This is a genomic window from Mesorhizobium sp. WSM3868, from assembly GCF_002294785.1.
Taxonomy (GTDB): domain Bacteria; phylum Pseudomonadota; class Alphaproteobacteria; order Rhizobiales; family Rhizobiaceae; genus Mesorhizobium.
In genome coordinates this window covers 1-14072 of the sequence record NZ_NSGB01000028.1, presented here as the reverse complement: position 1 = coordinate 14072, position 14072 = coordinate 1, and the positions used below count along the sequence as shown (strand labels likewise).

Annotated in this window: 14 protein-coding genes; 6 read left to right on the top strand and 8 right to left on the bottom strand. The window is 64.6% G+C overall.

The genetic code is table 11. From position 1 onward, the window contains the following. Position 1: 1 nt before the first annotated feature. Both phnH and phnG read right to left on the bottom strand, forming a co-directional pair. Positions 2-613 carry a phosphonate C-P lyase system protein PhnH gene (gene phnH, locus CK221_RS28280; RefSeq protein WP_095780106.1) on the bottom strand — a complete coding sequence of 204 codons (612 nt, stop codon included), beginning with the start codon at positions 611-613 and terminating at the stop codon, positions 2-4. Continuing rightward, positions 613-1074, bottom strand: coding sequence for a phosphonate C-P lyase system protein PhnG (phnG, locus tag CK221_RS28275; protein ID WP_095780105.1), 462 nt, complete (start codon positions 1072-1074; stop codon positions 613-615). The genes phnH and phnG overlap by 1 nt, the downstream gene beginning before the upstream one ends. A gap of 130 nt (positions 1075-1204) precedes the next feature. Here phnG and phnF point away from each other — a divergent pair, with 130 nt between their 5' ends. After that, entirely contained in the window at positions 1205-1948 is a 744-nt protein-coding gene (phnF, locus tag CK221_RS28270; RefSeq protein ID WP_179295221.1) for a phosphonate metabolism transcriptional regulator PhnF, read from the top strand. A 66-nt stretch (positions 1949-2014) separates the two neighbouring features. Here phnF and CK221_RS28265 read toward each other — a convergent pair whose 3' ends face one another. From CK221_RS28265 to CK221_RS28240, 6 genes are all read right to left on the bottom strand, one after another. Then, positions 2015-3031, bottom strand: coding sequence for a zinc-binding alcohol dehydrogenase family protein (locus CK221_RS28265; RefSeq protein WP_095780103.1), 1017 nt, complete (start codon positions 3029-3031; stop codon positions 2015-2017). A 70-nt stretch (positions 3032-3101) separates the two neighbouring features. Then, positions 3102-4067, bottom strand: a complete 966-nt coding sequence (locus CK221_RS28260) for an ABC transporter permease (RefSeq protein WP_067004136.1) — start codon at positions 4065-4067, stop codon at positions 3102-3104. Beyond that, positions 4064-5617 (bottom strand): sugar ABC transporter ATP-binding protein, encoded by a 1554-nt coding sequence (locus CK221_RS28255; RefSeq protein WP_095780102.1) that lies wholly within the window; start codon positions 5615-5617, stop codon positions 4064-4066. The genes CK221_RS28260 and CK221_RS28255 overlap by 4 nt, the downstream gene beginning before the upstream one ends. Before the next feature lie 154 nt (positions 5618-5771). Continuing rightward, a complete protein-coding gene (locus tag CK221_RS28250; protein ID WP_067004132.1) occupies positions 5772-6767 on the bottom strand; it encodes an ABC transporter substrate-binding protein in 996 nt (331 codons plus the stop codon). Between the two features lie 191 nt (positions 6768-6958). Further along, positions 6959-7957, bottom strand: a complete 999-nt coding sequence (locus CK221_RS28245; protein WP_095780101.1) for an aldo/keto reductase — start codon at positions 7955-7957, stop codon at positions 6959-6961. A 42-nt stretch (positions 7958-7999) separates the two neighbouring features. Continuing rightward, on the bottom strand, positions 8000-9505 hold the full coding sequence (locus CK221_RS28240) for an altronate dehydratase family protein (RefSeq protein WP_095780100.1): 1506 nt from the start codon (positions 9503-9505) through the stop codon (positions 8000-8002). Positions 9506-9755: 250 nt separating this feature from the next. On the opposite strand from CK221_RS28240, the gene CK221_RS28235 reads away from it, so the two are divergent. From CK221_RS28235 to CK221_RS28215, 5 genes are all read left to right on the top strand, one after another. Beyond that, positions 9756-10658: a GntR family transcriptional regulator gene (locus CK221_RS28235; RefSeq protein ID WP_095780099.1), complete on the top strand. Its 903-nt coding sequence runs from the start codon at positions 9756-9758 to the stop codon at positions 10656-10658. A gap of 128 nt (positions 10659-10786) precedes the next feature. Further along, on the top strand, positions 10787-11134 hold the full coding sequence (locus tag CK221_RS28230) for a hypothetical protein (protein WP_095780098.1): 348 nt from the start codon (positions 10787-10789) through the stop codon (positions 11132-11134). A gap of 93 nt (positions 11135-11227) precedes the next feature. Next, the gene (locus CK221_RS28225; RefSeq protein ID WP_095780097.1) at positions 11228-11755 is read left to right on the top strand and encodes a copper chaperone PCu(A)C; all 528 of its coding nucleotides are present in this window, start codon (positions 11228-11230) and stop codon (positions 11753-11755) included. 26 nt (positions 11756-11781) lie between these two features. Next, positions 11782-12300 (top strand): YcnI family protein, encoded by a 519-nt coding sequence (locus CK221_RS28220; RefSeq protein WP_095780096.1) that lies wholly within the window; start codon positions 11782-11784, stop codon positions 12298-12300. A gap of 52 nt (positions 12301-12352) precedes the next feature. Next, positions 12353-13990, top strand: coding sequence for a copper resistance CopC/CopD family protein (locus CK221_RS28215; protein WP_095780125.1), 1638 nt, complete (start codon positions 12353-12355; stop codon positions 13988-13990). Positions 13991-14072 lie beyond the last annotated feature (82 nt).

Sequence of the window (14072 nt, the reverse complement as noted above, 5' to 3'; positions counted from 1 at the left end):
GTCATGCCTCCATCGTTTTGATGCGGGTGGTGCGCGGAAGGCAGGCGAGCTTGCCAGGCGCCGCCAGGATGATGTCGACGCCGCGCGGGAAGCGCTGGTTGTTCTGTTTCCATTGCTCGACGAAATGGCGCGGCATGCCGGTCGGCGCGATCGTCGCGGTCTTCTCGATGCCGGGGCCTTCGAGGAGCAGCGACGGGCCGGAGACGAGATCGTCGGTGAGCAGGATCAGCGTCGTCGAGCGGTCGGGATATTCCTGCGTGCCTTGCGAAAAGCCGTCGAGCGCCGCCATCCCCGCCGGGTTGGCTATCAAAGCGAAATGCGCGTCGGCCGGCGTGTTTGCGAGGGGCGCGCCGGTGTGGAAGCCGAGCCACGCCTTGACCGTAGCTTCCGCCTGCAGCCACGGATCGAGCCAGATCGGCGTGTCGTTGTCGCAGAGCGAAAGCGCCACCGCGCCGACGGTCGCCGACAGCGGCGCCGGCGGCTGGGCGAGCGGCGGCAGCGCCTGCACGCTGCCGGGGCGCGCCATCGCGTCCATGATGGCGCGGAACGCGGTCTGCGCATTGAAGACCGGATCGGCGAAGCCGCCCTCGATCGATTGCGCGGCGATCTCCATCAGTCCTCTCCGCGCACCATGGTGAAGAAATCCACTTTCGTGGCCGCCGTCTCGACGCGCCGCTTCTCGCGCGCCGCATCGAGCGCCGCGCGCAACGGCGCGACCAGCTTCGACTCGATGGTCTCGCGATAGGCCGGGTCCTGCCAGAGCGCGTCGGCGATTGCGGCGAGCCTGGCTTTGCCCTTGTCGCGGCCGAGCGCGTAGGAATGGCCGACCTGTCCGGAGGGCACCCGCACGGTGGCGCGTGTCGCGGTCGCCTCGCCGACATTGAACGGCGCGCCGCCGCCGCCGATCCGCCCGCGCACCGTCACCAAGCCGGTCTCCGGGCCGCGCAGCAGCTCGGCCTCGGAGGGCAGGCCGGAGCCGTTCCACAGCCGCGCGATCTCGTCGGCTGGCGCGTGCGCCAGCGTCGCCATGATGCCTTTCCTCTCGGCCTGCTCGCGCGCTTCCTGTCCTCGCATCGCTCCAACTCCTTTGCACAATATGATTTGTCTATTGATATAGACAACTATACAAATTATACTTACCTCCTACCGAGAGTCGATGACGGGCGCATGACAGACGGGGGAAAAGTGATCGGGGGCAAAATTGATCGAGCGGGCGAGCAGTATCGAAAGGCGCAACGGCGTGTCGCTCTGGCGGCAGATCGCCGACAAGATATTGCAGGGGATCGCCAGCGGCGATTTCACCGAGAATGCGGCGCTGCCGCCTGAGGTGGCGCTGGCCGAACGCTATGGCGTCAACCGCCACACGGTGCGCAGCGCGATTGCCGCGCTGGTGCAGGAAGGCGTGCTCAAGGCCGAGCAGGGGCGCGGCACCTTCGTCTTGTCGCGCAAGCGCCTGTCCTATCCGATCGGCGCGCGCACCCGCTTCTCGAGCGGCCTGCAGGGACAGACGACCGAGCGGCACATCGCTCTGCTGTCCTCATCGACCGAGCCGGCCAGCCGCCGCATTGCCGAGGCGCTGAGCATTGCCAGGGGATCGAGCGTGATCCGACTGGAGACGCGCGGCGAAGCCGACGGACATCCGGTGTCACGGGCGACGACCTGGTTCGATGCCAAGCGCTTCGCCGGCATCGAGACCGCGATGGCCGAGACGGGATCGATCACCGCCTCGCTCAAGCGTTTCGGCATCAACGACTATCTGAGGCACTCGACGGTGCTGTCGGCGCGCCGCGCCGATGCGGACGATCTTGTCGATCTCGACCTGCAGCCGGGCGCCATCGTGCTGGTCACGATCGCCATCAATGTCACGCTGGACGGCCAGCCGATCCAGTTCGCGGAGTCGCGGTTCCCGGCCGAGCGAGTGGAGCTGAAGTTGTCGGCCGGCGATTAGCCTTCGACATCCGTCATCAAGGGCGACAACCCCTGAGGTCGTCATCCACGGGCGGGTCGGGCCTCCCTATCCGACCTCGATAACCGCTTTGATCAACCCGGATTTTTCGTGCGCCCAGCGCGCTAGATCGCGCGGCGTATCGGCAAGGGTCGTGCGGTGGGTGACGAGTTTCTCCAGCGGCACGGCGCCGTTGCGGATCGAGGCGGCGACATGGTCGAAGTCTGCTCTGAGCGCATTGCGGCTGCCGACCAGCGTCATCTCGCGCTTGTGAAACTCGGGATCGGAGAAGGTGATGTCGTCCTTGACGACGCTGACCAGCACCAGCGCTCCGCCATGCGCGACATGGGTGAAGGCGGACTGCACCGACGGCGTGTTGCCCGTGGCGTCGAACACAAGGTCGAAGCCTTCGCCGCCGGACGCCTGCCGCACCAGATCGGCTGCCTGTGCTTTCGAGCCGTCGAGTGCGGTAAAGCCGAGCTCGCTTTCGGCGAAACCGAGCCGTTCGGTGCTCATGTCGAGCAGGCTGACATCGAGGCCGGCGATGCGGGCGAACAGTGCCGTGCCAAGGCCGATCGGACCGGCGCCGATGACCAGCGTGCGCTGGCCGGGCGCACTCAGCGAGCGCCGCACGGCGTGTGCGCCGATGGCCAGGAATTCGACGGCGGCGGCATCGGCCAGCGACAGGCCATTTGCCGGATAAAGGTTCTGCGCCGGCACCAGGATCTCGTCGCACATGGCGCCGTCGCGATGGACGCCAAGCACCTCGATCTGCACGCAGCAGTTCGGCTTGCCGTGCCGGCAGGCAACGCATTTGCCGCAGGCGAGATAGGGGTTGATGAACACCGGCTCGCCGATGGCAAGCTCGACGTCTTCGCCTCGCTCGACGACGGTGCCCGAGACCTCGTGGCCCATGATGCGCGGATAGACGAGGAACGGGTGCTTGCCTTCGAAGATGTGATAGTCGGTGCCGCAGATGCCGACATGGCTGACTGCGATCCGCGCCCAGCCGGGCGGCGGCGCGCCAGGTTCGGCGCGGTCTTCGAGAACAAGGTCGCCAGGCGAGCGGCAGACGACGGCTTTCATGCGCTGATCCAGTGTTAGAAGGGGGCGTCGGCCCCGCTCGATCGGGGCCGGCGCGTCATTTCAGGAACGATTATTTGCCGCGACGGCGCAAGCCGTCGAAGTAGACGATGACGATGATCAGCAGGCCGGTGATGACGCGCTGCCAGAAGGTGTTGACGTTGAGCAGGTTGGCGCCGTTGTTGATCGTCGAAAGAATGAAGGACCCGATCAGCGGTCCATGCACCGAGCCGATGGCGCCGAACAGCGAGGTGCCGCCGATCACCGACGAGGCGATGGCCTGCAGCTCATAAGTGTCGCCCTGGGTCGGGTTGCCGATGCCGATGCGCGAGGCAAGCAGCACACCCACGAAAGCCGCGAGCAGGCCGGACAGGATATAGGCCATGAAGATGGTGCGCGGCACGTTCACGCCGGAAAGGCGCGCGGCCTCCGCATTGGAGCCGACCGAGAACAAATAGCGGCCCCAGCGCGTGTGGTGCAGGAACACATAAGACGGTATGGCGACCAGGATCACCATCCAGAACAGATAGGGGATGCCGAGCAGCGAGCCGCGTGAGAAGGCCTGGAACGGGTCGCTGTTGATCGAGATCGAATTGCCGTTGGTCATCAAGAGGCCGATGCCGCGCAGCGACGTCATCGTGGCCAGGGTGATGATGAAGGGCGGCAGGCCCATCTTGACGATGCCGAAGCCGTGGAACAGGCCAATGGCGACGCCGGCGAGCAAGGTAATGAGCACAGCCGCCCAGATCGGCCAGCCGGCATTGATCAGAAGCGCTACGATGACGGTGGTGAAGCCGACCACGGCACCGACCGAGAGGTCGATGCCGCCGGTGATGATAACGAAGGTCTGGCCGACCGCGAGGATGGCGATCAGCGAACCCTGACGCAAAAGATTGGTGATGTTGAGCGTCGTGGCGAAGGAGGGTGTGGCGACCGCCAGCACGATCCACATCAAAAGCAACAAGCCGAGCAGCGTCAGCCCGAACAGGGCGTTGTAATTGCGCTTCGGCTTTTCGGCGGGGATCGCCTCGGTGCTCATTTTTGTCCTCCCCTCATTTCTTGTTTCTCGGCCAGCGCTTGGCCCAAAATGTCCTCATGGCTGGCGGTGCGGAAGCCATGCGTGGCGACCAGCTTGCCGCGGCGGAACACATGCAGCGTGTCGGCGAGCTCGTAGACTTCCGGCAGGTAGGACGAGATCAGGATGATGCCGGCGCCCTTGGACAGAAGCGTCGAGAACAGCCGGTAAATCTCGGCCTTGGTACCGACATCGACGCCGACCGTCGGCTCGTCGAAGATGAACAGCTTGGCGCCATGCGCCAGCCATTTGCCGATGACGATCTTCTGCTGGTTGCCGCCCGACAGGCTGGAGGCCAGCGCGTGGCGGGTCGGCGTCTTGATCCTGAGATCGGCTATCTGGCGATCGGCCTCGGCCTTCTCGCGCGAGCCTGAGATCAGAAGATTGCTCGAGATGCGCTTGTAGATCGGCAGGTTGAGATTCGTGCCGACCGGCAGGTTGAGGCAGAGGCCTTGGTCGCGGCGGCTTTCAGGGGCGAGGGCCATGCCGAGCCTTATCGCGTCATGCTCGGAGTTGACTTGCACCTCCTTGCCTTGCCACAGGATCTGACCGGCCGACTTCCTGTGGCGGCCGTAAAGCGTGGTGACGAACTCGCTGCGGCCGGCTCCGATCAAGCCGTAAAGTCCGACGATCTCGCCCGCGCGGACAGTCACCGAGACGTTCTCGAAACCCTTGCCGGAGAGATTCCGCGTCTCGACGATCGTCGCGCCCGGCGTGAAATGCTCCTTGTGGTAGATCTGCTCGATCGAGCGGTTGATCATCAGCTTGACCAGTTCCGGCTCGCTGGTCTCGGCTATGTTGCGCGTGCCGACGAGCGTGCCGTCGCGCAGCACCGAAACGCGATCGGCAAGCTCGAACACCTCCTCCATGCGGTGGCTGATATAGATGATGGTGACGCCTTCGCCCTTTAGCCGGCGGATCAGCTTGAACAACTGGTCGGCCTCCTTGCGGGTCAAGTAGGCGGTCGGCTCGTCGAAGATGAGGAACTTTGTGCCGCGTACCGTGGCGCGGGCGGCGGCGATCAGCTGCTGCTGGCCGATGGTGAGGTCGCCCAGCATGACATGCGCGGGCAGGTCGAAGCCGAGCCCATCGATGATCTTCTGCGCTTCCTTCACCATGGCGCGCTGCTGCAAGAGACCGAAGCGGGAATTCTCCTCGCCGAGGAACATGTTGGCGGCGACGGTGAGGTGGCGGCAAAGCACGACCTCCTGGTGGACGGCATTGATGCCGAGCGCCATCGCCTCGTGCGGCGTGGCCAGCGCCTCGGGTTTACCTTCCCAGACGACTTCGCCGGAGGTGCGCGGCATGACGCCGGTTAAAAGCTTTATCAGCGTCGATTTGCCGGCGCCGTTCTCGCCGACGATGGCGTGGATCTCGCCCGACTTGAAGGCAAGGTCCACCGGCTTCAGCGCATGCGTGCCGGGATAGCGCTTTTCCAGGCCTTTCAACTCGAGGATGGTCCTGCCCGGTTTCAGCGTGGGGGGCGGGTGCAGTTCCTGCGCCGTCGACGTCATAACAATCCTCCCAGATTGATCCAACCGTTGGATACGCAGCGATGCGTCTGGCGCGCATCTAGAAGGCAGAGCCTAAAGCAAGCCGGCGGATTTCCAAACTGTCCGCAGCGATGTTTCCGGGGCAGCGAAGCCCCGGAAACGAATGTCGCGAAGATCAGTTGAGCTTCGGGTTGAGCAGCGCGTCGATCTTCGGATCCTTCATGTTGTCCTTGGTGACGAGATTGGCGCCGGTGTCGACATTGGCCTCGACCTTCTCGCCCTTCGAGGCGGCTAAGGCGGTCTTGATGCCGTCGTAGCCCATCCGGTACGGATCCTGGACGACGAGGCCGGAGATGACGCCGTCGTTGAGGAACTTGATCAGCTTCTCGTCGCTGTCGAAACCGATCAGCGCCACCTTGCCGGCGAGGTTGTTCTCGGCGATCGCCTGGCCAACGCCCTGCGCCATGATCAGGTTCGAGGCAAAGATGCCCTTGAGGTCCGGATTGGCGGTGATCAGGTCGGTCGCGATGTTGAGGCCGGTGGTGGCCTGACCGTCGGCATATTTGTCGGCGACCAGTTCGAGGCCGGGATATTTCGCCTTGAGCTGTTCCTTGAAGCCTTGCGCGCGCTGCTCGAGCGAGCCGGCGCCGGGCAGCGCGGTGATCAGCGCAACCTTGCCCTCGACCTTGCCGCCATTGGCGGCGCCGATCGCGGCGGCGAGACCGTCAGCCGCGACACGGCCGCCCTGGACGTTGTCGGTGGTGAGGAAGGAGGTGAAGGCCTTGGATTCGGCGCTGGAATCGATGCCGATGACCTTGACCTTGGTCGCCGCCTCGTCGATCGGCTTGCCGAGCGCCTTGGCCTCGGTCGGCGCGATCACGATCGCGGCCGGATTGCCGGCGACGGCGTTCTCGAGGATCGAGATCTGACCGTTGACGTCGGTTTCGGCCTGGGCGCCGAGTTCCGGCACGTTGATGCCGAGATCCTTGCCGGCCTTGCGGGCGCCGGCCAGCACGATCTGCCAGTAGAATGAAGTGGTGTCCTTGACGATGATTGGGATGGTCACGTCGGCCGCCGAGGCGGGTGCCGAATGCATCGCACCGGCGAGCATTGAGGCGGCGGCTAAAGCCACGAAGGCGCGGCGGTTGAGAAGGCTGGTTACGAATTTCATTAGGTTCCTCCCTAAAATCGCCCGGTGAAGGTTCGGAAGCTCCATCTGGATAGGCGCAAGCCAAACAGAACTTTATCAATAAAAAACATTTGCTCGATTTTGATAGTGCATTGCCCTGATCGATGCAAGCGGTGTCTCATGCCGTTTGCGTGATGGCGTGGCAGCTGATCGGTCTGCCGGATCTGCGCATCTCAGCCAAGCTGCTGGACGATCGTATAAGGATCGTATTTGGCAAACTCCGCCGCCGCCACCTTGATATCCAGCAGTTCGAGATTGCGCGTCAGATTCGCGGGCTTGGCGGTGCCGGTCAGCACCGAGGCAACGACAGGCTCGTGCAGAGGGAATTGGAACGCGGCAGCGGCCAGCGGATAGCCACCTCCGATGGCGATGCGCTCCATTGCGCTGACGCGGTCGAGAATATCCCTGCTCGCCGGCAGATAATCGAAATGCGCGCCATGCACCGGTCCCGTCGCCAATATGCCCGAGTTGAAGACGCCGCCGATGATCAGCGAGGTCCGCCGCTCGCGGCAAAGCGGCAGCAGGTCGGCCTCGGCGCTGCGATCAAGCAGCGAATAGCGGCTGGCGAGCAGGATGCAGTCGAGCGGCGCGCGGCGAAGCACGTCAAGGCAGATCTGGACCTCGTTGACGCCAAGGCCGTAGGCGGAAATCGTGCCGGACGATTTCAGCTCCTCCAGCGCCTTCAGACCGCTGTCCATCAGCTGACGGAAATGCAGCTTCGTCTTCTCGACGCCATGCGTGTAGACGCCGATGTCGTGGACGAACAGGATGTCGATCTTGTTGAGGCCGAGCCGCGCGTAGGAAAAATCCACCGAGCGCATGATGCCGTCATAGGAATAGTCGTAGTCGAGCGCGAAGGGCAGCGGGTCGACATAGGAGTGATCGGGAACCTGGTCCTCCGGCACCGGCCGGAACAGGCGGCCGACCTTGGTCGAGAGCACATAGGAGGAGCGCGGCTTCTCACGCAGGAAATCGCCTGTGCGCCGCTCCGACAGGCCGAAGCCGTAGAAGGGCGCGGTGTCGAAGTAACGCAGCCCGCCGTCCCAGGCCGCTTGCAGCGTTTCCATTGCGGGCTCGCGCGGACAGGCGCGATAAAGGCCGCCGATGGCGGCGCCGCCGAAGCTGACTTCGGTGACTTCGAGCGCGGTCGCGCCGATCCGGCGTTTGTTCATCAAGCCTCCCTTTGCCGTTCGACCGGCGGTCGTTTCGACTATTTAGAGCGTCGCGCCGAGATGCCAGGGCACGAACTCGTTGTCGCCGTAGCCGAACGCCTCGCTCTTGGTCTTGCGTCCGGACGCCGTCTCGATGATCAGCTCGAAGATCTCGCGGCCCATGCCGGCGATCGTCTTCTCGCCGGAAGCGATGACACCGCAATTGACGTCCATGTCCTCTTCCATCTGGTGGTACATGGTCGAGTTCGTGGCGACCTTGATCGACGGCGTCGGACGGCAGCCGAAGCAGGAGCCGCGGCCGGTGGTGAAGACGATGACATTGGCGCCGCCGGCCACCTGGCCGGTGGCCGAGACCGGATCGTAGCCGGGCGTGTCCATGAACACCAAGCCGCTGCCGCTGACCTTCTCGGCGTAACCGAAGACGCCGTTGAGCGGCGTCTGACCGCCCTTGGCAACAGCACCCAGCGACTTCTCCAGGATCGTGGTCAGGCCGCCGCGCTTGTTGCCCGGCGAGGGATTGTTGTCGATCGAGGCGCCGTGCTTGGCTGTATGGTCCTCCCACCATTTCACAAAGCCGTCGAGCTTGGCGGCGATCTCGGGCGAGGCGGCGCGATAGGCAAGCAGATGCTCGGCGCCGTAGATCTCGGTCGTCTCGGACAGGATGCCGATGCCGCCGCAGCCGGCCAGAATATCGACCGCCGCGCCCAGCGCCGGGTTGGCGGTGATGCCGGACATGCCGTCCGAGCCGCCGCATTGCAGGCCGACGACGATCTCGCTGACCGGGATTGGTTCGCGCTGCAACTGGCCGACTTCCTCGGCGATCTCGGCCAGCACGCCCATCGCCCGCTCGACGGATTTGCGCGAGCCGCCGGCCTCCTGGATGTTGAAGTGCCGCTTTCCCGCCGCGACGCCCTTTTGGCCATAAAGGGTGAGCTGGTTGACCTCGCAGCCCAGACCGACCATCAGCACGCCGCCGAAATTCGGGTGGCGAGCATAGCCGGCCAGCGTGCGGTGCAGCACCATCATGCCGTCGCCGGTTGCGCTCATGCCGCAGCCCTGGCCGTGGACGATCGGCACGAAACCGTCGATGCCGGGATATTTCGGCAAAAGCGTGCGATTGGCCTCGTCGGCGATCGCATGGCAGACGGTGGACGAGCAATTGACGCTGGCGATGATGCCGATGAAGTTGCGCGTTCCGGCGCGATTATCGGCGCGGCGATAGCCCATGAAGGTGCGCCTGCGGTCCGCTTCGGTGGCGTGCTCGGCCTCGCTCGGCGGCACCACTGGCAGGCGGCCGCTCTCGAACACCAGATTGTGCGAGTGGACGTGCTCGCCCGGCGCGATGGCTTGAGTGGCGCGGCCGATCGCCTGCGCATATTTCACCACCGCTTCGCCCGCCGCGATCGGCTTGATCGCGACCTTGTGCCCTGGGTCGATCGCCGCCACCGCGACCGCGCCGCCGGGCAGTGCCGCACCGATCTCGATGCGGCCATTGGCGACCGCGACATTGTCGGCGGGAGAAAGAAGGATGGTGCTTGCGGCGTTCACGGGCGGCTGTCCTGGGTAAACCTGGGAGTGTGGGCGGATTGACATGCGCCCGTTTGAGGATAATGTCTTTTATCGTGAAAAAACATTTTTGCGTCAATTGTTTTTTCATCGCGCGCCGAGCGCCCTTGGGTGCATGGCCGCCCGTTTGATAAAGCCGGCGAAATTCGTTCCGCATTTCGGAGGCTTGCGCTAGGAACACCGATCATATTGCGCTTCCGGCCGGCCGCCGCAAGCGTTGGGGATACGGGGCATGTCGAAGAGCAACAACGTCTATAAGGACGCCTTCAACCGCGGACTGCGGCTGCTCGACGAAACCAGGAGCCTGCCGTCCGAGCCCGAGCTCGGAACGCTGCTCGGCGTCAGCCGCACCACGGTGCGCAGCATTCTTTCGCGCATGGAAGAAACCGGGCTGATCGCCTGGAACAAGCGCAACAAAACGGTGCTGCGGGCGCCGAAGGCGGAAGATTTCTTCCCCGAGGAAGAGACCGACTCGCTGGCCGAGATCATCGAGCGCTCCTTCATGCGCCGGCTGCTCGCCGGCGGCGCGGAAGCAGGCATGCAGATCAACGAACTCGAGCTGGCGCGCGAGATCGGCGTCGGCACCACCAGCGTGCGCGAATTCCTGATCCGCTTCTCGCGCTTCGGTTTGATCGAGAAGCGGCGCAACAGCCACTGGGTGCTCAAGGGCTTCACCCGCGCCTTCGCGCTTGAGCTCACCGAGATCCGCGAGATGTTCGAGCTGCGTTCGGCGGCTGCCTTCGTCGCGCTGCCGCAGGAAAGCGCGGTCTGGGCCGATCTCGACCGGCTGGAGATCGAACATCGCCAACTGGCGAGCGAGATCGCGACGCGCTTCAACGAATTCTCCGAGCTCGATGAGCGCTTCCACCGGCTGATCCACCGCGCCTCGCACAACCGCTTCATCGTCGATTTCTACGATGTGATCGCGATGATCTTCCACTACCACTACCAATGGAACAAGGCGCAGGAACGCGAGCGCAACGAGGTCGCAGTCCAGGAGCATCTCGCCTATATCGCGGCGCTGAAATCGCGCGATCCGGCCAAGGTGGACGCCGCCTGCCGCAAGCATCTGAAGTCGGCCCGCCAGACGCTGTTGAGCTCAATTCCGGAAGGGCGGCAGGTGCAGCCCGCCTGATCAGGCGCGTCGCGCCGCGTTGCCGCAGCCCGGTTTTGACGATTTTCCGGCCGCCGCCCCCATGCTAGGCTCAGTCGAATTGCTGGAAAGAGGCAGGTCATTTGGATATCCGGCTGAGACGATGGAGCATGCCGGCCGCGTTCGTCGCGGCGCTGCTGCTGTTGCTTCAGTCGGCGCTTGGCGCCTTCGCCTTTGGCGCGCCTTCAAAGCTCGATGCCTTCGGCAACGTCATCTGCACGCATGACGGGGCAGTCAAGCTTCCGGGCGGCGATCCGCACCGGCAGCACATGCCGGCCTGCTGCCTGGCTGGCTGCAGCATGGTTTCGCCGGCGCATCTGCCGCCGCCGGATACCGGCGCGCCCGCCAGGGTGCTGGTGTTCGACGCGGTCGCTTTCCCGCCTTTGGCCTTCCGGCATCTCGATTTTGCCCGCGACCGCTCTCCGGCCAATCCGCGCGCGCCGCCGGCCGCAGTCTGACAAAAACCCGCGAAACCTTTCGCAGGCGCATTCATCCAAGATCAGACTGCTCGCGGCCGGATCACGGCGCGATCTCATACTCATGGAGCAACCATGTCCAATCTTCTTCCCGCCGCGCGAGCGCAAGCTCGTCCGCGCGGTTTCGAACGGCTCGGCCTTGCCGTGTTCGCTCTTCTTCTGTTCGCATGCGTTCCCGGCGCCCAGGCGCATGAATTCAAGGCCGGTGACCTGGAGGTCGGGCACCCGTGGTCGCGCGCAACGCCGCCAGGCGCCAAGGTGGCCGGCGGCTATTTCACCGTCACTAACAAGGGCGGCTCGCCAGACCGGCTGCTGTCGGTTTCCTCCGACATCTCCGACAAGGCCGAATTGCATGAGATGAGTGTCAAGGACGGCGTCATGACTATGCGGCCGGTGAGCGGCGGGCTCGTGATCCCGGCCGGCGGCAAGGTCGCACTGAAGCCGGGTGGCTATCACCTGATGTTCATCGGCCTGAAGCGACAGCCCAAGCAGGGCGAGAAATTCCCTGCCACGCTGACCTTCGAGAAGGCCGGCAGCATCAAAGTCGAGTTCGCCGTCGAGGGCATGGGCGAGATGGGCAGCATGGACGATCACGCCGAGTGATCATTTCGAAATTAGAGGGACAATTCATGAAGAAGTATCTTTTGGCGGTGGGCGCGGTTCTGGCGCTCGGAACAAACGCCGCGCTTGCGCACATCACGCTCGAAACCCAGGAAGCGGCCGTCGGCTCGACCTATAAGGCCGTCCTGCGCGTGCCGCATGGCTGCGAGGGCAAGGCGACGACCGCGGTGCGCGTGCAGATTCCGGAAGGCGTCATTTCGGTCAAGCCGATGCCAAAGCCCGGCTGGACGCTGCAGACCAAGAAAGGCCGATACGAGAAATCCTACCAGCTCTATGGCGAGACGCTGACCACCGGCGTCAAGGAAGTCGACTGGAGCGGCGGCAACCTGCCGGACGAATTCTATGACGAGTTCATTTTCCGTGCTTCGCTCGCCGCCGATCTTCCGGCCGGCCAGATGCTCTATTTCCCGGTGGTCCAGGAATGCGGCGATGCCGCCGATCGCTGGATCGAGATTCCGGCGGCGGGACAGGATGAGGATGCACTGGAAAATCCGGCGCCCGGCATCAAATTGCTGCCGAAGAAATGATCTCTCGATGGCGCGTCCCATTCGGGCGCGCCGTCCCTTCTCGAAAGACCGCATGAACGCAGCAGCAACTTTCCCAATCCGCCTGACGGGCGTGCGCATCGGGCCAGTCGCCAGCGGCCTGTTCGCGGCTTTCGTACTCGTGCTGCTGCTGGTGCTACCCGGCCGCGCCCTCGCGCATGCGGCCTTGGTCGCGACCGATCCGCCCGATGGTGCGGTGCTGTCGCAGAGTCCCGCGCGGTTCTCGCTGACCTTCAGCGAGCCGGTTTCGCCCCTGGTGCTCACTCTGGTGCGGCCGGACGGCACGCAACTTTCGCTGACCTCCTTCCGGCTCAACGATCAGACCGTCGAGATCGATAATCCGGAGACGCTCAAATCCGGCACGCATGTGCTGAGCTGGCGGGTGATTTCGGAGGACGGCCATCCGGTCGGCGGCTCGGCGCTGTTTTCCGTCGGCGCGCCAAGTGCTGCGCCGGTAGCGGGCGACGCCGTCGATTTGTCGCTGCGCACGGCAATCTGGATCGGTAAGCTCCTTCTCTATGCCGGGCTGTTCCTCGGCGCCGGCGGCGCCTTCGCGCTCGCCTGGCTCGCTGGAGACTGTCGCTGCGGCCAGGGTTTCGTTATCGGCGCTCTTCTGTGCGGACTGGCCGCCGCCCCGTTCTCGCTCGGATTTCAGGGGTTGGACGCGCTCGGCGCGCCGCTCGCCCGGTTTGCGGCGCCCACCGTGTGGGAGACCGCGCTTGCCACCAGCTTCGGCTGGACGGTGCTTGCCGCCCTGATTGCACTCGGCCTTGCCTTGCTGTCCCTCGCCGGACCGCGCGCTCTTGGCAAGCTGCTTGCGCTCGCCGGGCTCGTCGGTGTGGGCACGGCACTTGCGGCAAGCGGCCACGCCAGCGCCGCCGAGCCGCAATGGCTGACGCGGCCGCTGGTTTTCCTGCATGGCACAGCCATCGCCTTCTGGACCGGCGCGCTCGCGCCGCTCGGCCTTGCGTTGCGCTATCAGCCGGCGGAGGCCAAAATCTTCTTGCGCCGGTTTTCGCGCGCGATCCTGCCCGTGGTTTTCGTGCTTGCGATAAGCGGCATCGTGCTGGCGATCATCCAAGTGCGCGAACCGGCAGCGCTCATCAACACCGCCTATGGCCGCCTGCTGCTGCTGAAACTGGCCCTGCTTTTGTTCCTGTTCACCCTTGCCTCCGTAAACCGATGGACGCTGACCGCGCCGGCCGAAACGGGCGACACGGAAGTGCAGCGGCGGCTGGTGCGTTCGATCGGCATCGAGACGCTGATCGTGCTTGCCATCTTCGGCGTCGCCGCCGGCTGGCGCTTCACGCCGCCGCCACGCGCGCTGGCGATCGCCGCAGCGCAGCCGGCCTCGATCCACATCCACACCCTGCAGGCGATGGCCGATCTCAGCATCACGCCCGGCCATGCCGGCCAGGTTGCCGCCTCGATGGTGATCATGACCGGCGATTTCGGCCCGATGGATGCCAAGCAGGTGACCCTGGTGCTGTCGAAGCCGGATTCCGGCATCGAGCCGATCAAACGGCCGGCGACGAAACGCGGCGACGGCACCTGGCGCGTCGAGAATCTCGTCATCCCGCTGCCCGGCCGCTGGAACGCCCGGCTCGACATCCTGGTTTCCGATTTCGAGATGGTGAAGATTGAAGCGCCAATTGATATCAGAGCCGACTGACCTAGCAGGCTGTTGAAGAAGTTCTGGCGCGGTTGTTTGGAGCGTGATTCACTGGTTGCCCTGATGATTTGGGGACCGTGGA